This window comes from Acinetobacter sp. Ac_5812 (assembly GCF_013072695.1).
In the GTDB taxonomy this organism is placed as follows: domain Bacteria; phylum Pseudomonadota; class Gammaproteobacteria; order Pseudomonadales; family Moraxellaceae; genus Acinetobacter.
This window is the reverse complement of sequence record NZ_LXUK01000009.1, coordinates 68,977-88,895: the sequence shown is the minus strand read 5'-3', so window position 1 is coordinate 88,895 and position 19,919 is coordinate 68,977. Positions and strand designations below refer to the sequence as shown.

The 19,919-nt window shown below is 41.9% G+C and carries 16 protein-coding genes; 8 read left to right on the top strand and 8 right to left on the bottom strand.

Annotated features, from left to right (window positions below; genetic code table 11):
- Positions 1-405: 405 nt before the first annotated feature.
- Complete coding sequence (gene ccsA / locus A7P55_RS08070; RefSeq protein WP_004804864.1) at positions 406-1,215, bottom strand: cytochrome c biogenesis protein CcsA; 810 nt, start codon at positions 1,213-1,215, stop codon at positions 406-408.
- A 147-nt stretch (positions 1,216-1,362) separates the two neighbouring features.
- Here ccsA and ffh point away from each other — a divergent pair, with 147 nt between their 5' ends.
- Together ffh and A7P55_RS08060 are read left to right on the top strand one after the other, a co-directional pair.
- The gene (ffh, locus tag A7P55_RS08065) at positions 1,363-2,775 is read left to right on the top strand and encodes a signal recognition particle protein (protein ID WP_016164568.1); all 1,413 of its coding nucleotides are present in this window, start codon (positions 1,363-1,365) and stop codon (positions 2,773-2,775) included.
- A gap of 150 nt (positions 2,776-2,925) precedes the next feature.
- On the top strand, positions 2,926-3,513 hold the full coding sequence (locus A7P55_RS08060; protein ID WP_171551749.1) for an alpha/beta hydrolase: 588 nt from the start codon (positions 2,926-2,928) through the stop codon (positions 3,511-3,513).
- Here A7P55_RS08060 and A7P55_RS08055 read toward each other — a convergent pair.
- Both A7P55_RS08055 and A7P55_RS08050 read right to left on the bottom strand, forming a co-directional pair.
- Complete coding sequence (locus A7P55_RS08055; protein WP_171551748.1) at positions 3,483-4,226, bottom strand: pantothenate kinase; 744 nt, start codon at positions 4,224-4,226, stop codon at positions 3,483-3,485. The two genes, A7P55_RS08060 and A7P55_RS08055, sit on opposite strands and share 31 nt — an antisense overlap.
- A 15-nt stretch (positions 4,227-4,241) precedes the next feature.
- Positions 4,242-5,018, bottom strand: a complete 777-nt coding sequence (locus A7P55_RS08050; RefSeq protein ID WP_171551747.1) for a biotin--[acetyl-CoA-carboxylase] ligase — start codon at positions 5,016-5,018, stop codon at positions 4,242-4,244.
- Positions 5,019-5,024: 6 nt separating this feature from the next.
- Here A7P55_RS08050 and A7P55_RS08045 point away from each other — a divergent pair, with 6 nt between their 5' ends.
- Positions 5,025-5,825, top strand: a complete 801-nt coding sequence (locus tag A7P55_RS08045; RefSeq protein ID WP_016660428.1) for a sulfite exporter TauE/SafE family protein — start codon at positions 5,025-5,027, stop codon at positions 5,823-5,825.
- Positions 5,826-5,831: 6 nt separating this feature from the next.
- On the opposite strand, the gene A7P55_RS08040 is transcribed toward A7P55_RS08045, so the two are convergent.
- Both A7P55_RS08040 and A7P55_RS08035 read right to left on the bottom strand, forming a co-directional pair.
- Positions 5,832-6,374: an ATP/GTP-binding protein gene (locus A7P55_RS08040; protein WP_023270702.1), complete on the bottom strand. Its 543-nt coding sequence runs from the start codon at positions 6,372-6,374 to the stop codon at positions 5,832-5,834.
- A 14-nt stretch (positions 6,375-6,388) separates the two neighbouring features.
- Positions 6,389-7,354: a hypothetical protein gene (locus A7P55_RS08035; protein ID WP_171551746.1), complete on the bottom strand. Its 966-nt coding sequence runs from the start codon at positions 7,352-7,354 to the stop codon at positions 6,389-6,391.
- Positions 7,355-7,707: 353 nt separating this feature from the next.
- On the opposite strand from A7P55_RS08035, the gene A7P55_RS08030 reads away from it, so the two are divergent.
- The 4 genes from A7P55_RS08030 to ligA all read left to right on the top strand — a co-directional run bounded on the left by A7P55_RS08030 (position 7,708) and on the right by ligA (position 14,968).
- Positions 7,708-8,403, top strand: coding sequence for a GntR family transcriptional regulator (locus A7P55_RS08030; RefSeq protein WP_016541691.1), 696 nt, complete (start codon positions 7,708-7,710; stop codon positions 8,401-8,403).
- A 10-nt stretch (positions 8,404-8,413) separates the two neighbouring features.
- Complete coding sequence (gene smc / locus A7P55_RS08025) at positions 8,414-11,863, top strand: chromosome segregation protein SMC (RefSeq protein WP_171551745.1); 3,450 nt, start codon at positions 8,414-8,416, stop codon at positions 11,861-11,863.
- A gap of 1 nt (position 11,864) precedes the next feature.
- Complete coding sequence (locus A7P55_RS08020; protein WP_171551744.1) at positions 11,865-12,869, top strand: cell division protein ZipA C-terminal FtsZ-binding domain-containing protein; 1,005 nt, start codon at positions 11,865-11,867, stop codon at positions 12,867-12,869.
- A gap of 71 nt (positions 12,870-12,940) precedes the next feature.
- On the top strand, positions 12,941-14,968 hold the full coding sequence (gene ligA, locus A7P55_RS08015; RefSeq protein ID WP_171551743.1) for an NAD-dependent DNA ligase LigA: 2,028 nt from the start codon (positions 12,941-12,943) through the stop codon (positions 14,966-14,968).
- A gap of 69 nt (positions 14,969-15,037) precedes the next feature.
- On the opposite strand, the gene A7P55_RS08010 is transcribed toward ligA, so the two are convergent.
- Complete coding sequence (locus A7P55_RS08010; protein WP_171551742.1) at positions 15,038-16,093, bottom strand: aldehyde reductase; 1,056 nt, start codon at positions 16,091-16,093, stop codon at positions 15,038-15,040.
- 353 nt (positions 16,094-16,446) lie between these two features.
- Between A7P55_RS08010 and bfr the strand changes: the two genes are divergently transcribed.
- A complete protein-coding gene (bfr, locus tag A7P55_RS08005) occupies positions 16,447-16,911 on the top strand; it encodes a bacterioferritin (protein WP_171551741.1) in 465 nt (154 codons plus the stop codon).
- Between the two features lie 78 nt (positions 16,912-16,989).
- Here bfr and A7P55_RS08000 read toward each other — a convergent pair whose 3' ends face one another.
- A complete protein-coding gene (locus A7P55_RS08000; RefSeq protein WP_171551740.1) occupies positions 16,990-18,258 on the bottom strand; it encodes an OprD family outer membrane porin in 1,269 nt (422 codons plus the stop codon).
- Between the two features lie 45 nt (positions 18,259-18,303).
- A complete protein-coding gene (locus A7P55_RS07995) occupies positions 18,304-19,662 on the bottom strand; it encodes an aromatic acid/H+ symport family MFS transporter (protein WP_171551739.1) in 1,359 nt (452 codons plus the stop codon).
- Positions 19,663-19,919 lie beyond the last annotated feature (257 nt).

The following is a 19,919-nucleotide window of genomic DNA, read 5'->3' as shown; positions in this document are numbered from 1 at the left end:
CGCAGTCTTTGTAGCTTACGAGACCAAAAAAATTTCATTATATTGAACAATTACCCCTTGAGGGTAAAAACAAACAATTTCTGAATCAAGACATTGGTTGATCTGAAATTTAGTCTTTAAGCGATTCCATGCATTTAAATATTGAGATGTAGATATACTCCAAAAGTTTAAAAATTCGTCCTTTGTCGTAACAGATAATTCTTTTAAGTGTTCTGAAAAGCTCCCTTCTGGGAGAAAAAAATTAGATGTTTCATTTATAAAAGTCGTATTTAAAATTATCGATGACGTAATACAAATTGCTCTTATACAGTAATATTCCTGATCTAATTCATACAGGACGATTGTTCCATCTGTATCTGTATACTTATAGTAAGAGCACATACGAATCCATTTTAGAACGTTTTATCAACGTCCTAAAATCATTTCTAATACAAATTTACTGCCCATAAAACCAATGGCGAGCAGGACAAAACCAGTAATGGTAAAACGAATGGCTTTGCGTCCACGCCAGCCGAATTTGTAATGTCCAATCAACAAAGCGCCGTACAAGAACCATGAAATAATACTAAAGGCGGTTTTATGCGCCAGATGCTGGGCAAAGAAGTTATCAATGGTAAAAAAGCCAAATAACAAGGCGGCTGTCAGTAAGCCAAAACCTGTGATGATCAAATCAAATAACAGTGATTCCATCACTTGGAAGGGTGGCAATAAGTTGACCCAGATCCGTCGTTTTTGTTTCTTTTTCAGTTCTCGATCTTGGAACCATAACAATACCGCATGGATGGTGGCCATGAGTAGAACAGCATAAGCAGATAATGACAGAATAATATGTAAATCTAAGCCTAAGCTATGTTGTTCAATAATTTGATTGGGTTGGCTAAAGGCAAAGCCTAAAATTAAACCGAATGCAGCGACAGGTGTCCCGATCAAATTTAAAGGAAGGATTGGGCGAATCAAACTCAAGATTAAACTGAGTGCCAACATCAGCCCTGAAGTAAATGACATCAGGTTAAAGACATCATAGTTCACCCCAATCGGCGTCATCATGTCTTGGTAGAGCACAGTACTATGCAGTACCAAGCCTAATCCAACCATCAGACCATAACACCAAAGATTTGGAGTACGTTTTGACATCAACCGTATAAACAAATACCAAAATGAACTGGTATAGGCGATGAGTGCCAAAATTGTGTAAACCAAGGGGAGACTGATCATGTCAAACCTTTTGCAGGAGGATGAATAATATTCACCATATAAGATATAAATTCGCTTCGAACTACAGTATCCTATAGCATCTTACGCATAAATTTTCTATTTTAAGAAAGATTTTTTTGCAACTAGCCATTTTAAGCGGATTTCGCAATGTTTGATACCTTAACAGAACGACTCACACAGAGTTTAAGAAATGTTACTGGCTCAGGGCAGCTGACCGAAGACAATATTAAAGATACCCTACGTGAAGTACGTATGGCACTTCTTGAAGCCGATGTGGCGTTACCTGTAACTCGTGAGTTTATCGCGAAGGTGAAGGAAGAAGCGCTCGGTCAAGAGGTGATGACTCAGCTTTCCCCTGGTCAGGCATTTGTAAAGATTGTCTATGATGAACTCACCAAGATGATGGGTGAGGCCAATGAAACACTAGATTTAAGTGCAAAACCACCTGTTGTTGTCCTGCTTGCAGGTTTGCAAGGTGCAGGTAAAACCACAACGGCTGCAAAATTAGCGCGTTTTCTAAAAGAACGTCAAAAGAAAAAAGTCATGACTGTTTCTGCCGACGTGTACCGTCCAGCAGCGATCAAGCAGTTAGAAACGGTATCCAATGAAGTGGGTGTGGGTTTCATCCCTTCGGAAGCATCTGAAAAGCCTATTGATATTGTCAATCGTGCCATTGAACAAGCGAAAATCCAATTCGCTGATGTTTTGATTGTCGATACAGCGGGTCGTCTACATGTCGATGAAGACATGATGGACGAGATTATAGAATTACATGCAGCGGTGAAACCGACAGAGACGCTATTCGTTGTCGATGCGATGACCGGTCAGGATGCTGCCAATACAGCAAAAGCCTTTAACGATGCTTTGGCTCTAACCGGTGTGATCCTGACTAAAACCGATGGTGATGCGCGCGGTGGTGCGGCACTTTCTGTTCGAGCGATCACAGGCAAGCCAATCAAATTCTTGGGGATTGGTGAAAAACTAGATGCACTTGAGCCATTCCATCCAGATCGTGTTGCGCAACGTATCTTGGGTATGGGTGACGTCCTTTCTTTAGTCGAAGAAGTTGAACGCAAAATCGACAAAGAAAAAGCCGAAAAAATGGCGAAAAAATTGCAAAAAGGCGGAACCTTCAACTTTGAAGATATGCTGATGCAATTTGAGCAAATGAGCAAAATGGGCGGCATGATGGGCTTCTTGGATAAGTTGCCTGGTATGAGCAACGCCGGCATTCAGGATGCGATTGAAAAAGCCAATCCTGAAAAGCAAGTTAAGCGTATGGAAGCCATCATTCAGTCGATGACGATCAAAGAGCGTCGTAATCCTGATTTGATGAATCCAAGCCGTAAAAAACGTATTGCAGCAGGTTGTGGTATGGATGTGGCTGAGGTCAATAAGTTGATCAAGCAACAAGCACAAATGGCGAAAATGATGAAGAAATTTGCGAATCCATCGGGTATGAGCAAAATGCTGAAATCACTAGGCAATATGCAAAAACAATTTGGTGGTGGTGGCGGTAATATGGGCCCTTTGTTTGGCAGTAATGACCAGAAAAAGTAAGTTCTATACTTCCTAAAAAGGCGCTTGATGCGCCTTTTTTAATGCGAGCGTGCTGTATAAATTTAATACAAAATATCAACATTCAACTGGATGTAAAAAGCAGAAAATTAAAAATAAGTCTATGTTTTACATTGAAAAGTAGTGTTGAATATGTCACATAATTCAAAAAATAAGGTATTTATTGTACATTGTGAACATGCTGATCCAGAACAGCATTGGTATGCATGGTTAGAACAACAACTGAAAAGTGAGGATGTTTTCGTTGAACGGGTTTTTCTTGCGGATGCCAATCATCCTGAAGCAGAAATTTGGCAAACTTGCTTGGATGCACAGCTCAAGGGGTTAAATGAACAGAGTATTGTGGTGGCACATGGCTTGTCTTGTGTGGCTGTAGCTCGGTTTTTAGCGAAAAAATTACAACGAACGACGTTGAAAGCAGGGATATTCATTGCTGGTTTTCATGATCCTATCTTAAAATATCCTGAGTTCAACAGTCTTCTTGAACACTCCCATTTTGAAAGTGGTTTATTGCGTGTCAATATTCAAAGACGTCTGGTTTTCTTTTCCAGTAATGATCCAGTGGTTCCTGTACCACTCACCTTTAAATTTTCCAATTTACTCAATGCCCAACTGATTGAGGTGGCTCAAGCTGGGCATTTTCGTACAGAAGATGGATTTGGTGAGTTCCCTCAATTATTGCAAGTTGTTCAAACCTTGCTGAAAGCTGAGTTTAGTTGAACATAATGGCGCAATCCTTTGAGTAATAAATCAGATTCAACTTGAGGTTGATAGTGGCTAAGGAATTTTGCAAATAAGCTCGCATCGCCACCAGTCAAAATCAGCTTTTTCGGCGATTGTTGCATAATTTGATCAATGCTGCTGATCAAGCCCAGCAAGATACCGTGGTGTACTGCATCCACTGTGTTATGACCAGGTTTTAAATTATCAAAAGCAGAGTCTGGAATTTTAATGCCTTTGGTATTTTGAATCAGCGAGTCTCGTTGTAGATACAAATTTGGCAGAATATAACCACCTAAATGTTGCAATCCTTCGACCAGATCAATGGTCAGGGCAGTGCCACAGCCAATCACACAAAAATTTTCATTTAGTTTTGCCATGGCGAGGACTTGTAACCAACGGTCAATCCCCAGTTGGCTTGGAACATCATAGCCACACTGTAAACCCGCATATTCAGCATGGACTTTGGCAAAAATAATCGGAATATCCAAAATATCGAGAATCATGTGAATACGTTGATTATTTTCCGAATCCAATACGGAAGAAATGCCGACACGACTTAAATTTTGATGACGAAAGTGCTGAATCAAACCGAGCAATAAATCGGCAGGTGATTGTAGATGTAACTCGGCAGCATGTTCAATCACTTGATCATTTGCTGTGATCCAGTATTTTAAGCGGGTATTACCAATATCCAGCCATAAACTTTTCATAGAATCACCACTTCCTCAAATCGAGGCAAGACGTAAACGGCCTTGATAAAATTGTTGAAGCTGATCGGTTTTGATCAACACTGCACCGTCATTGGAAATCCCTTGAAATAGCCCCTGAACTTTACCGAGGGTATGTTCAAATTCAACCTGTTGATTCAACCAAATTGCATGATGGTTAAAACGTTCAGCTAAATTATAGCTACCATGTTCGAACCATTGTGCTGCTTGTTGAATTGCGGTGTAAAGTTCCGCAATCAGGGTTAAACGATCCACATGGGCTAAACCGAGCATGGCTAAAGAGGTGATCGGTTGGTCTGCATTTTCAACAGGTGGAGTACTTAGATTCATTCCTACACCGACAATAGCTTGATTGGGTGAAAGTGGTTCTACCAAGATTCCGCCCCATTTCCCCTGAGGGCTGTATAAATCATTGGGCCATTTGACCTGTAAGTTCAAGCTATGCAAGCTAGGCATCTGTAAGATATTTAACGCAACTTCAAGTGCTAAGCGACCATCCAGTGCTGTATTGGTTTGGATCAGTGTGCTTAAATAAATGTTGCCCTCAGGAGAGGCCCATTGTCGCTGGTGCTGACCACGACCTTGAGTTTGCTGTGCACTACAGACCAATCCTGTAGTCATCCCTTTTTGCGCAATTTCACGCATATCATCATTGGTCGATGTTGTGGTTGTTTTGAGTAGTACCACTTCTGGAAATTGATTTTTTGCGTTCAATAATTGCTGAAGCTGGCGGGTTGCGAAATCATCCATCATTTTTACAAGTAGAGTGGTCATGTGTTTATGGAGTTAATCATATATTTGCTGATTGGCGCAATTGCTGGATTTGCTGCGGGGCTATTCGGTGTGGGTGGTGGCTTAATTATTGTTCCAATTTTATATATTGTGTTCACCCAAATGAATTATGACCCGAATGTGATTATGCATATTGCAGTTGGAACATCCTTAGCAACCATTATTGTGACCTCGATTAGTTCGGTGATGGCACATCATAAAAAAGGAGCAGTGTTGTGGCCCGTATTTCGTAATTTGGCACCAGGCTTGGTGTTGGGTTCATTCCTCGGTGCTGGGGTGGCTGATTTGATGTCAGGGCAGCATCTACAATTGGTGATAGGTGTCTTCGCCGTCTGGATGGCGTATAAAATGTTTAGAGGCGCCAATGCAGTGGTTGATCCAAATCGTCATCTTCCTTCAGCAGCGTTACAACTTGCTGCGGGTGGCGGCATTGGGGTGGCATCAGCGATTTTTGGTATTGGCGGGGGTAGCCTTACCGTACCTTATCTCAATCGTCATGGCGTGGTCATGCAAAAGGCAGTGGCAACTTCGGCTGCCTGTGGTTTACCCATTGCAGTGGCGGGGGCATTAGGCTTTATGTGGTTTGGTGCCAAAGAGCAGATTGAAGTGCCGAATACGATTGGTTATGTGCATATCTATGCTTTCTTGGGCATCAGTGTAATGAGCTTTATCACCGCAAAATTTGGTGCCAAAGTGGCACATCGTCTGTCACCAGCCATGCTAAAAAAATGTTTTGCAGGCCTATTGGTGGTGGTTGGCAGTTACTTTATTTATAAAGGTTTGCTCTAATCCGTTTTAGTGAGTGAGACCATAATGTACTTCAATGGTGGCAATCAAGGTTTCGACCAGAAGAAGTACATCATCTTGCTGACGTGCATCAATAAAGAATAGTGGGTAATTCAGTTCTTTGGCGGCCAGCCAGTCACGATACATGGATAATGTTCGTTCTGGCATACGATCAATATGGGTAATTGCAATCACAATATTATGACCAAAGGGCTGAAAGGCCTGAAGATATTGTTCTAAATCCAATAAAGGGTTTTCGGCAGCGTGATCAATCATGACAATAGTGCCGATTGCACCTTTACAAATCACTGCCCAAATAAAATCGAAGCGATCTTGCCCGGGTGTGCCATATAAACCGACCTTGAGCCCGTCCTCCAAAGTCAGTTCGCCATAATCAATCCCAACAGTGGTCAGTAACTTGTCATGTGATTCGGTATCGGTGTTCAGTGCTTCGGTACTGAGGACTTCAATTTCAGATAATGCTTTGATTGCCGAGGATTTACCTGAACCCATGGTACCACCGAAGACAATTTTATATTGATGTAAAATCATAAGGATGACCTTAATTAAAAGCCTAAACGATGGCGTAAGCGACCAAATAGTTTTTTCATAAAATGTTGTTCTGTTTCGCTTTGCTGAGTTTGCTGGCGATATTTTGCCTGTTGATCTTTAATCAATGTGCCACACTCTGCACCCAAACACGCCGCGACAAAGTGTCTGACCTTTTGTTCGGGCAGATTGAGTTGTTGTGCAACCATACTGATTTGCGCACCTTGGGCAAAACAAGCAGACATCCGTAAGATATCTTGGCGATCACTTTTGTTTTTGGGTTGTGGCCAGAATTGTAGATAAAAACTCGAGGCAGAGGCGGGACATAATCCTTCAAAGTCCATGGAGGTCCAGAGTAAATGCCAGAGCCATTGTTTTAAGTCTTGCTGTGGTGTATTTAAAGTCCAATGCAGATCATTTTGCGTGGCATAGGTGTAGTTCAGGCTTGGGTCGGTTTGAAAAGAATTAAATTCAGGATGTTGCCATAGCCATTGATTGCGTGGATCGGCAATGGCTAGTAGTCCTTGGTTATCAAACAGCTGAATCTTGCCGTTTTTCGGATTCTGGATTTCTTGTAATACTTCTTTAATTTGTTTGCGCTGAAAGGTCGGAGCATCTTCAGTTTCGATATTTTCTGAGCTTTGATTTAAGCGTTCATTTAGATGAAGGCTGAGCCAGTGATGCAATGAATGGAGATGGTTCAAGGGCAGAAATAAGGTGTCATCTTCAATGGCGCTATTTTTTTCAAGGTCATTGGCAATTTTCAGCACATTGATTTTATTGTTTTGCAGCAAGCTTTTAATATTGGGGGAATCAAAAAATAGCTGATTGATCATGAGGATATCCAACTGCGGCTCGGCAATATTGCTCCAATTGATTTGGACATGATGAGGTACGGCCGTTTGAACCTGTTGTTTTAACTCATTCAAGGTTCTGAGACTGAGCCCAAAAATAGCAATATTGACCGCTTGATGAACACCCATGTTATGACTCATCTATATGTGTACTGAGTAATTCAGTAGGAGAATTAAAAGTGCGATATTCTTAATGAAAATATTATTTTTTGTGACTTGTATCAATTAAAAAGCGATGAAAGAAAATCTTTTCAGATGTGTGGTTAAGTTTCACTTGAGTACATAAATATTTGATATTCAAAATAGAAAAACTAACTTTTTAGTACATATTGAGAATCATATTGCGATTTTTTCGCGTAATTGGCTTAAAAAGCAATAAAATTGTCAGACAATGATATAGAATTTATAGGGCGAGATCAGTTAAAACAAAAAAGCGCAAACAGCATTGGATCAATGCGTATAACAAAGATAGCGAGGGACTCATGAATCTCGAAGAGGCTGATAGTCTTTCTGAACAGATTGCAAAGTATATTAGTGAACAAATTATTAGTGGTGAGCTGGTTGAAGGCGAACGCATTCAAGAGTTGCGCATTGCCAAAGAATTAGATGTCAGTCGTGGCTCGGTTCGTGAGGCACTGTTGTTACTGGAACGGACTTATTTAATTGAAATTTTTCCGCGTCGTGGTGCGATTGTCTCTGAAATGTCAGCACAACAAGTCAAAGCCTTATTCGACACCAATGTGATGGTGCTTGGGCATATTGTGCAGCGGATTAGTGAAACCTGGCGAGTCAATGAAGCAGAACAACTACAAACTTTATTGGATCAACTGGTGGAGTTTGTTCGTGCGGGTGATATCGAAAAATTTTACGATGCCATCTTTAAATATTTGGCAGAACAGCATGACATGGTGGCGAATCCTTATTTGATGCAATTTTATAAAGAACTGTTGCCGTCGTTACGCCGTAGTTATTTTTTGACCTTGAATACTTCGCGTCGAGAGCTCCAAGAATCATTTACCCTATTCAAGTTGGTGATTGATGCTATTTTGATCCGAAAATCACAACAAGCTGCTTTATTTATGGAAGATTTTTGTCGACACTTGCGCAACCTTGTGTTGGAATCTCTGACACGTATGAAACAGATTGAATTGGCTTGGGCTAGACGCTCACGCCGCTAGTTAGGGCAGTATGCGTTTAAGCAGTTTAAAACTTTCAGGCTTTAAATCTTTCGCCGATAGTACAACATTACATTTTAAGGCCAACCGTACTGCGGTGGTTGGGCCGAACGGTTGTGGTAAATCAAATGTCATTGATGCGATTCGCTGGGTGATGGGCGAGTCCAACGCACGCCAGTTGCGTGGCGGCAGTATGCAGGATGTTATTTTTACCGGGACCGCCAAACGCAAACCAGTTGGGGTTGCCAGTGTCGAACTGCGTTTTGATAATACTTATGGCAAACTCGGTGGCGCTTATAATGCCTATAGCGAGCTGGCCGTCCGTCGCCAAGTCACCCGTGAAGGTAAATCTGAATATTTCCTGAATGGCACCCGTTGCCGTCGCCGTGATATTACCGATATTTTCTTGGGCACTGGTTTAGGGCCACGTTCTTATGCGGTGATTGAACAGGGCATGATTAACCGTCTGGTTGATGCCAAGCCCGAAGAAATGCGCGTGTTTATTGAAGAAGCGGCAGGAGTATCACGTTATCAGGCACGTCGTCGTGAAACCTTACAGCATTTAGAACATACTGAACAAAATCTGGCACGTTTAGACGATATTGCGGCTGAACTAAAATCTCAACTCCGCAGCTTGAAGCGCCAGTCTGAAGCTGCAATTCAATATAAGACCTTAGAAGGGCAGATTCGAACTTTAAAAATTGAAATCCTTTCGTTCCAAGCCAATCAAAGTCAGAAATTACAGCAAGAATATACCGTTGAAATGACGGCACTGGGCGAAAACTTCAAACTGGTTCGTTCTGAGTCACAGACCATTGAGCACGATCTTGAAGCCACCAGTGCTTTATTCCAGCGCTTAATTCAGCAGTCTTCACCCTTGCAGCATGAATGGCAGCAAGCCGAGAAAAAGCTGTCTGAATTAAAAATGACCTTGGAACAAAAACAAAGTCTGTTCCAACAAAACAGTACCAGCTTACTGCAACTTGAGCAGCAGAAAGTACAAACCAAAGAGCGTTTGCAACTCTCTGAATTACAGGTTGAAACCTTAAGTACTCAATTTGATGAGCAAAATGAAAGCTTACTTACCTTAGAGCAGCAGACACAAACGTCTGAGCACAATTTTACTGATGTTCAAGCTCAACATAAGCAAGCGCAGCAGCAATTTGAACAACTGAAAACTCAAGTCGATCAGCAACAACAAAAAAAGTTGCAGATGGCGGCGCAAATTGAGCAGTTGGGTAAGAATGTGCTGCGGATTGAGCAGCAAAAGCAGACCTTGCAAACGCAAACCACTCAGATCCGTGCTCAGGTTCAGGATGATGAGCAAGCGCAGCTAGAACAATTGCAGCAGCAACTGCAACAGGAAATCATTGCATTAGAAACTGCAATTGAGCAATTACAGCAGGATGTTCAGATACAGCAAGATCAACAACAGTCGAACAAAACGGATCTGCAAAGCCTGAAAACCGAGATTCAGGTTTTATTGGCTGAACAAAAAAACTTAAATCAACTCGTCGCCAAGCAAAGTCCGAAGCAGGACCAACATGCAGTCCGATTGATGCAAAGCCTACGTTTAAGCGCTCAAGCTAAAGCGCATGCAAGCATTATTGAGAAGTTCTTAGCCAAGTGGCTGCAAGCGCAGTTGATTGAGAATGGGCAAGCCTTCCAAGAGGGTATCTCACGACAGTTAAAATCATCACCACAGCAGCCTATTCAAGTTGCAGAGCTGACCTGTTTGAGTGAATGGATCGAGGCACCACAATCTTCTTTATGGGCCAATGTCGCCGTTGCAGAAGATTTAACCACAGCTTTGCGATCTCAAGTGGATCTTCAGCACGCACAATCCATTTTAACGCTGGATGGTTATCATGTTGGTGCCGATTGGGTGATTGCGCTGCATTATGATGAAGACAGTCAAACTGCGCAGGGCATGCTCAGTCATCAAGTCCGTTTAGAGGAAATTGAACAGCAACTGGCACAGCAACAACCACAGCTGGATAACTTGGAACATCAGTTTTCTCAACAGCAGGAAATGTTGCAACAGCAGCAACAGCATTTGCAGCAACAACAGCAAAGTCTGAAGCAAAAGCAAAAAGAGTTACAACAGTTGGATGTACAAATTGCCAAACTGCAAAGTACGGCACAGGCCTTTGTGTTGCAACAACAACAATTGGCCGATCAACTGAAACAGCTTGATCTACAGCTTGAAGAAGATGCTATGCAGCGTGATGATCTGGAGATTGATCTACATGCGCTTGCATTGAAATTAGAAGCGGTGTTGCCGAACTATAAGACGCTACAGTTTCAGGTGGAAAACTTGAATGAGCAGTTGGATGAGCAGCAACAGCAGTTGACTCAACAACAGCAGCAACGTGAAGCTTTACGCCGTCAGACCTCGCAAGCCAATCAACAAATTGAGTTGTTAGAGAAAGATATCTCGTTCCTAAAAACACAATATCGTCAAATCATTGAACAAATCGAACAGGCCAAGAAGTTTGTTGATCCGATTCAGCTTGAGCTACCGAATTTAGAGTCACAATTCCAACAGCAATTCCAGCAAACCGAAAAGCTGCAAAAAACCTGGAATGAATGGCAGCTGGAATTGAATCAAGTGCAAGAGAAGCAGCAACAACTCACAGAACAACGTCATCAAGCACAGCAAAAAGATGAGCAGGTGCGTGAGCAGTTAGAGCAAAAGCGCTTGGCTTGGCAGGCGGCGAAATCAGATCGTGAACATTATTTAGAGCAACTGAAAGAACTGAATACAGATGCTTTATCTGATCTGTCGATTGAAATTAAAGATCATCAGCAGAAACTGGAAAAAGCCCAGCAGCAATTTGAGAAAATCGGTGCCGTGAATTTAGCGGCTTCACAAGAATACGAAGAAGTGTCACAGCGTTTTGATGAGCTGAGTCACCAGATGCAGGATCTACAAAATACCGTTGATCAGCTCAAAGACGCGATGAAAAGTATTGATCAGGAAACGCGTAAGTTATTTATGACCACCTTTGATCAGGTCAATCAAGAGTTACAACTGCTATTTCCAAAGGTATTTGGTGGTGGTGAAGCGACTCTAAGCTTTGAAGATGATTGGCAGTCTGGGGTGAAACTGATGGCGCGTCCACCCGGCAAGCGTAACAGCTCCTTGGCCTTGCTTTCAGGCGGTGAAAAGACGCTAACGGCTTTGGCTTTGGTATTTGCCATCTTTAGATTGAACCCTGCACCGTTCTGCGTATTGGATGAAGTTGATGCACCACTTGATGATGCCAACGTACAACGGTATTGTAATTTGGTAAAAGAGCTTTCTGAACAAGTGCAATTCATTTACATTACACATAATAAATTGGCGATGACCATGGCAACTGATTTACTTGGAGTCACCATGCCAGAGCCAGGCACATCAAAATTAGTGACTGTCGATTTAGAACAGGCAAAAGAATACGGGTTAGTTGCGGAGTCTTAGTATGGAAATGAATACAATAATAGGCATTGTTGCCGCCGTTGCGATTATGCTCGTTGGTTTAATCATGATTTTAAGAAAACCAAAACCAGTAGAGCCATCATTAGAAGCAGATTTACATATTAATCCTGAAAGTCAGCAACCTGTGATTCCACGTCATGTACGTGACCAGCTTTTACAAAAAGAAGTGCTGACCACAACTGAGCGTGTTGAACCAAGTTTAAATACTGAAGCAATTGTAGTGGAGCCTGTGGCAGAGCAGGCCATTGATGCGACTAGTGTTGAAACAAAAACGACGGAAATCGAACAAACGGCTAAAGCAGATGAGGCTGTTGAAGCTGTAGTAGAACTGGAAGCGGCTCAAAAAGATGAGACAGTAGCAGCTGAAACAGAAATAACAGTGGCCTCTGAAAATGCAGAAGCTACAGAGAAAGCAGAGGAAAGCAAAGCGGAAACTGAGCTCAGCTTAAATCCAAATATTGAAACGGTTGCGATTGAAGAGTTTGATGGCGAAAGTAATATTCTGGATGTGCATTTACATGAACAGCAGCGCTATGATGATGAAAGTGCTTTAGCAACTGCAGAACAGATTATTGCCTTGAATGTTTATCCGAACCCACGCCGTGCCTTATCTGGTGATAAAGCACTTAAAGTATTATTGAAATATGGTCTACGTTTCGGTGAAATGTCTTGCTTCCATCGTTATGAAAATACCGACGAGCCAAGTGCCTTAATGTTCTCTGTGTTGCGTATGACTGATAATGGACCAGCAGGTTTTGATTTAGAAACCTTATCTGGCGAACAAGTACAAGGTCTAGCATTTTTCCTTGCATTGCCAAATAGTAAAGCAGTCACGGGTTATGACATGATGACCAGTATTGCGGGTTTAATTGCACGTGAAGTCGATGGTAAGGTCTATGATGAAAACAATTTAGAGTTTACGCCGCAGTTGAAAGAACATTGGCGTCATCATGTGATCGATTATCGTCCAAATCAAGCAACCGTCTAATGAATCTTTTATAATAAATTTAGTAAAAATTATAGGGCGGTTTTTCCGCCCTTTTATATGGTGAAATTTAAATGGAACACAACTCAGTTATTGAGCAAATGCGTCAGTTGATTCAACTGATTGCAAAACACAATCATGCTTACTATGTGATGGATCAACCTTCCATTTCTGACAGTGAATATGACCATTTATTTCATCAGCTGAAAGCACTAGAACAACAATATCCAGACTGTATTCAGGCCGATACGCCGACCAATAAAGTCGGTGGTCAAGCGCTATCAAAATTTGAAAGTGTGACTCATGCAGTGCCGATGCTGTCACTGGGCAATGTCTTTAATCAGGAAGACCTGTTTGCATTTGCCCGCCGTATTGATGAACGTTTACCGAACCAGAAAGTCCAGTATGACGTTGAACTGAAACTTGATGGCTTAGCGATTTCACTGTGGTATGAACATGGCGTCTTGGTTCGTGGCGTGACACGTGGTGATGGTGAGACAGGTGAAGACATTACCCAGAATGTCAAAACCATTCGCAACTTGCCAAAAGTGTTATCCAGTCAGCATCAAGCGATTCCAGCGTTTTTGGAGGTTCGTGGTGAAGTATTGATGCCAAAACAAGGCTTTGAAAAACTCAATGCCGACCAAGAAGCCAAAGGCGATAAAACCTTTGCCAACCCACGTAATGCCGCAGCAGGAAGCTTGCGTCAGTTGGACCCAAATATCGCCGCTTCACGTCCATTGGCGTTCTATGCTTATGGGATTGCACAGTGCCAGCCAGATCATGGACTTGAAACCATGCATGATAGTTTACATTGGCTCACCAAGTTTGGTTTTGAAATTGCTGAACGTCAATTCCTATGTGCTTCGATTGAAGAGGTACAACAACGCTATGAACAGATTCAACAAGAACGTCCAGATCTTAAAGTTGAAATTGACGGTATGGTGATTAAGGTGGATAGCCTTAAACAGCAACAACAATTAGGCTTCTTGAGTCGTGAACCTCGCTGGGCAACGGCTTATAAATTCCCTGCACAGGCGGCACTCACCAAAGTTGAAAATATTGACTGGCAAGTGGGGCGTACTGGAACACTGACACCTGTTGCGCGTTTGGCACCCGTCTTTGTTGGTGGGGTAACCGTATCTAATGTCACCTTGCATAACATTGGTGAAATCCATCGTTTAGATGTGCGGATTGGCGATACCGTCAGTGTCTATCGTACTGGTGATGTGATTCCAAAAGTTGAGAAAGTTTGGGCTGAGTTCCGACCTGTCGATGCAGAGATGGTGCATCTCCCGACCAATTGTCCAGTCTGTGAATCCCCTGTGGTGATGCCAGAAGGTGAGGCTTTGGCACGTTGTTCAGGTGGCCTGTATTGTGCGGCGCAACGTATTGAAGCCATTCGTCACTTTGTTTCGCGTAAAGCTTTGGATATTGAAGGCTTAGGCGACCGTTGGGTGGAGTCACTTTTACATCTCGATCTACTCAAAGATGTGGCTGATATTTATCATTTGCATGAGCACCGCGACACTTTATTGACCATTGAGAAAATGGGTGAGAAATCGGTTCAGAACTTGATTGATGCGATTGAAGCGAGTAAGAAAACCACTTTGGCGCGTTTTATCTATGCCTTGGGAATTCGCGGTGTTGGTGAAACCACCGCACGCATGTTGGCTAATACCTTTCAGACGCTTGATGCTTTAAAAGCTGCGGATATTGAAGCACTTAAGAAAACCCCCGATGTGGGTGATATTACTGCTGAGTGGATTGCGGATTTCTTCCAAGCACCGCATAACATCGAAGTGTTGGATCGTTTAATGGCGGCAGGTATTCATTGGGATGCACCTACTGCACCAACGCGTCAGCCATTGAATGGTGAGAGTTGGGTGGTGACAGGTACATTGGAAACCATGGGCCGTGATGAAGCAACCCAGAAGCTTCAAGCCTTAGGTGCGCGTGTCAGTGGCAGTGTGTCCAGTAAAACCAAATGTGTGGTTGCTGGCGAGAAGGCAGGTAGCAAGTTAGATAAAGCGCAGAAATTAGACATTCGAGTCTTGAATGAGCAAGAGTTCTTAGAATTTTTGAAGCAGTATGAAGCCTGATTCTTTATTTAAATTTTGAATCTGTGCGAACGGATAAAAAAGGCGGCATAAATGCCGCCTTTTTTGATATTAAATATATTTTTTCACAATGCCATCATCCAGCAATTGCTGGAAATGTTCGCAGACACTTTCACGCACATCTCGATATTCAATCCCGAGTTCTTTGACACTGCGCTGCGCATTAAAATAGATTGGATAACCCATATTCAATTTTACAAATTCACGTGAATGGCCGAGGATTGGCGCGACAAATGAAAAGGCAGTTTTTGGCACAGTAAAATGCGGGAATGGGAACTTATAGCCAAACTTTTGAGTAAGTGCCTTACCCATGTCCAATAAGCTGAGTGTGCCACCACAAATGATATAACGACCTTGTGCTTGTGGATTTAATGCCGCAGCGACATGTGCATCGGCAACATCACGGACATCCACAATCCCATTCCACATTGGCGGTACACCAAACAAGGTGGTGCCATTACCGAACTGTTGTAAGACTTCAATACTACCTGACTGACTCGCATCAGTGAGAGATGGTCCCATCACTAAAGCAGGGTTAATACAGACTAAATCCCAACGATTTTGTTGTTCAGCCATTTCCCAAGCTTTGCGCTCAGCAGCAACTTTTGAATAGGGATAGGGTTGATGGCTTTCACTACTGGTATTGTTCCAATGGCTCTCATCAAATTCATTATTGGCGGTATTTTGAATCTCAACCGCATCACCATAGGTTGAAGCAATGCTTGAGGTCAGTACCACACGTTTGACCGATTCAGTCCGATTGACACTATCTAATACGTTTTCTGTGCCTTTCACCGCAGGCTCAATAATGTCTTTGACTGCATCTTTATAATTGGTCACCACAAAAGGGGATGCGGTATGAATCACGATTTCACAATCTTTCATTGCATCATCAAATGAATGTGGTTCAAGCAAATCTGCTTTAAAAAATTCAATCCTCCCAGAAGATTGCTCTGCCAGATCGTACAGATGCTGAATCTTATTTTTCTTGGATGGGTCACGCACCGTTGCATGAACCGTATAGCCTTGATTCAACAGACGTTCAATAATCCAGCCTGCAATATAACCCGTCGCGCCAGTGACCAAAATTGGTTTGCTTTTATCCATTGTGGTTTCCACATTATGTTTTTGTGATTGCTGTTATTTACCGAATTTTGCTCAAACAAACAACAGCTGAACAGTCATTTTTCATGATTTTTTGATCAAAACATCAGCGGAATAAGAAGCATTGCTAATGGTTACAAAAAATCAAACAAATGATTTTCAATAGGATTATCACTTTTTAAAGCCATAAATGATATGCAAAGGCTTATTTTATTTAGATAAATTCAGCCAATTCGAACTGTAAATGCGTATGTTTCTCATTTTAATTTTATAAAAATCATAAACTTACACACTTTTATTTTTGCAATTCTATTTTAACTTGGCCATAATATTGTCATTCGATAGGAGTAAGTATTATGCGTGGCAATCCAGAAGTCATCGACTATTTAAATATGCTCATTGGCGGTGAATTGGCTGCTCGTGATCAATATCTAATTCATTCAAGAATGTACGAAGATTGGGGCTTGAGCAAGATCTACGAGCGTATTGACCATGAAATGCAAGAAGAAGCATCTCATGCCGATTCAATCATTCGTCGTGTGTTGTTCTTAGGTGCTCAACCGAATATGCATCGTGAAGACATCAATGTCGGTAACGATGTTGTGAGCTGTCTAAAAGCTGATTTGGCACTTGAATATCACGTGCGTGAAAAATTGGCAGTGGGTATCAAACTGTGTGAAGAAAAAGGTGATTTTATTAGCCGTGATATGTTGCGTCAGCAGCTTTCTGATACAGAAGAAGATCATACCTACTGGTTAGAAAAGCAATTACGTTTAATTGAATTGATTGGTTTACAGAATTATATTCAATCACAAATTTAAGTGATCAGACTGGATTCATGATGAAAAAAGAGAACTTCAAATGAAGTTCTCTTTTTTTTTGAGAAATTAATATAAGACTTAGAATTTTTTACTGTAGTTGACAAATAAGCGGTCTTCACCAAAGTCATTACCATGTTTCACATCATAGTCAATGCGGATGTATTGCAGGGCAAAACCTTTGAGATAAGGCTGCTGAAAAGCATAGTTCAGAATAATATTGGACTCAGTTTCATGGTTTTTATCGCCATTGGCGGCCTTAAAATCATGACCATAGACATATTTCACCATCGCATTTAGCCCAGGTACATAGTCCTTAAAATCATAGCCATACATTAGGTGGTAAGACTTTTCATTCTTTTTAAAGAAGCCTGTGGCATTCCAGTTGATAAAATAAGTTTCAGGCAGGAAACCATCAGGTAAGGGATAAGCAGACTCCCCGATAATCTGCTGATAGCCCAAACCAAAAGACTGATTATTCACTTTCAGCATTTCCAGTATTCCAATATTTTGCGCATCAATATCAAAGTTACTGCCATCATTCTTGGCATTGAAATACTTAAACTTGGAATTCAATGATAAGTTCGGTTGTTTCCATGTATGCTCTAACCCAACATAGTGTTTGTTGTAGAGGTCTTCTAAATTGCCGAAGTAGTATTCGGCCTTCAATGATGGCGTCAGTTGATAACGCAGATCCAGATAATTTAAACCATCTGAGTAAACGGTTTTGCCATTGGCAGTAAAAGAAAATTTCTTAAAATCTTCTTCATTACGCGGTGACACTTTGGTCACTCGGCCTATTTCGGCATAGAGCTGATCAGAAAGTTGTGACTTTAAGTTGGTGCCCCAATAGGATGCCAACAACTGGCGACTGGCATCTACCGCCGTCACAGGAAGATCCAGCCAGAGTTCACCGACACTGAGCAGTGTTTTGTCATAGCCCAGTTTTAAGGTCGCACCATATTTTAAATAGTCAGAGGCTTGCGATTGTGTTTGGGTGTCGAATGGCAACACAGTATCCGCCACATGCTTATCTTGACTCAAACGTACCGCATATTGCACTGAAGCATCCGCACCAATGGTGATCGGTTTATCTGCGATTTGTAGTGGGGTATCCCGCATATTTGATTTGTAAAATAAAGATGCCGCTTGAGACCAGCTGCCTGTATTTTTAAGGCTCGGGTTGTCATAGTCGCGGTTGATATAGGCATTTTTGAGGGTAAATTTCCATTCATCTTGAGCTGGCTGGGCTGTTTCAGCAGCGAAAACAACCGGGCTAGACAAGCCACTCATTGCCAATAGGCTTGCAACTGTTAAACGCGTAGGGCAAAAGCGCTGTAATAATTTCATAATCCATATCCGAAGTCAGTGCGCCAATCCTCGGCGCACTTATTGTTATTGCTGAGTGAGCGAAGTTTGTGGGTTAAAGTTTGGAGCTGTTTGGGCTGCAACTGAAACTTTTAAATTGACCATAAAGATGGCAAGCGCCGCGATAATGCCAGGGATGGCAATTGCGAGAAAATTCATTTGGTGAGGCAGTTCAAAGGTGAGCAAAGCACCTGTTAGGACAGGGCCGATGATAGCGCCAATTCGCCCAATACCCGAAGCCCATCCCATCCCAGTTGAACGTACTGCGGTTGGATAGAATTGCGCCACAAAGGTATAGAGCAGAATCTGTGAGCCAATGGTTGCTGCCCCTGCGATGGCAATCAGGCTATATAAAATGAATTGGGGGCTATTAAAACCCAGCAGAATCAGGGCGGCTGCACCAATCACAAACATGCTGGTAATCACGGGTTTTAAGTGGAATTTATCAGCCAGTGCACCACCGCCAATTGCGCCGACCATGCCTCCAATATTCAGTGCAAATAGGAACAACATACTGGCACCTAAAGAGTAACCTGCTTGTAGCATGAGTTTAGGTAACCAACTGCCTAGCGCATAGACCATCAATAAGCACATAAAGAAGGCAATCCAGAACATGAAGGTACTAAAACTACGACCTTGCTGAAACAGTGCACGCACAGGCGCTTCGGTGCTGGTACTTTCATTTAGAATCAGTTGAGTATTGCTGGTTAATTCAGTTTCAGGTGCGATTTTAGTGACAATCATCTGGGCTTGATCGTGATGATTCGATTTCACTAAAAATGCCAGAGATTCAGGTAGAAATTTCCAGATCAGTGGAAGAAGTAATAATGGAATGCCTGCAATTAAAAACATGATTTGCCAGCCCATGTCTTTGACTAACCATGCACCCAGTAAGGCAGAGCTCATTCCGCCTATGGCATAGCCACTAAACATCAATGCAACCAAAGTGCTGCGGATTTTCTTCGGGGCATATTCGGTCATGAGTGCAACCACATTTGGCATCACCCCACCAATGCCAAGCCCCGCGATAAAACGTAAAATTGCAAATTCAGTTGGACTTTTCGCAAATGCTCCTAAGAAGGTAAATCCACTAAATAAAGTGACACAGATCAGAATGGTTTTTTTACGGCCCAGTTTGTCTGAGAGCGTGCCAAAAATCATGGCGCCAAACATCATCCCGAATAAGGCTGCGCTGGCAAGCAATCCCGCTTGTACAGCAGTGAGCGACCATTGTTGCATCAATAAGGGCAATGCTACGCCATAAATCACCAGATCATAACCATCGAAAATAATAATGATGAGACACCAGATTAAAACTTTCCAATGAAAAGCGGTAAAACACGCTTTATCAATTATGTCATTAATATTGACCTTGTTTGTATCCATTGCTTCACCTCCAATTTGTGAAGTACTGAGTTATTTTTTATTAAGCTATTTTGTTATTGGATCAGAGTCAAAAACCTAATTGATATATCTTTATGTCTTTAAAGTATTGTGATTTTATTTGGTTAATCTATTGAAATTTATATTTTTATTTTATTATTTAATTTGGTTTGTAGAATTTGCATTAAATATTAAATGGTGAGAATTTTGCTGATTTTATGCTGCGTAAATGTGTTTTTTTTAAACGATAAAATCATTTT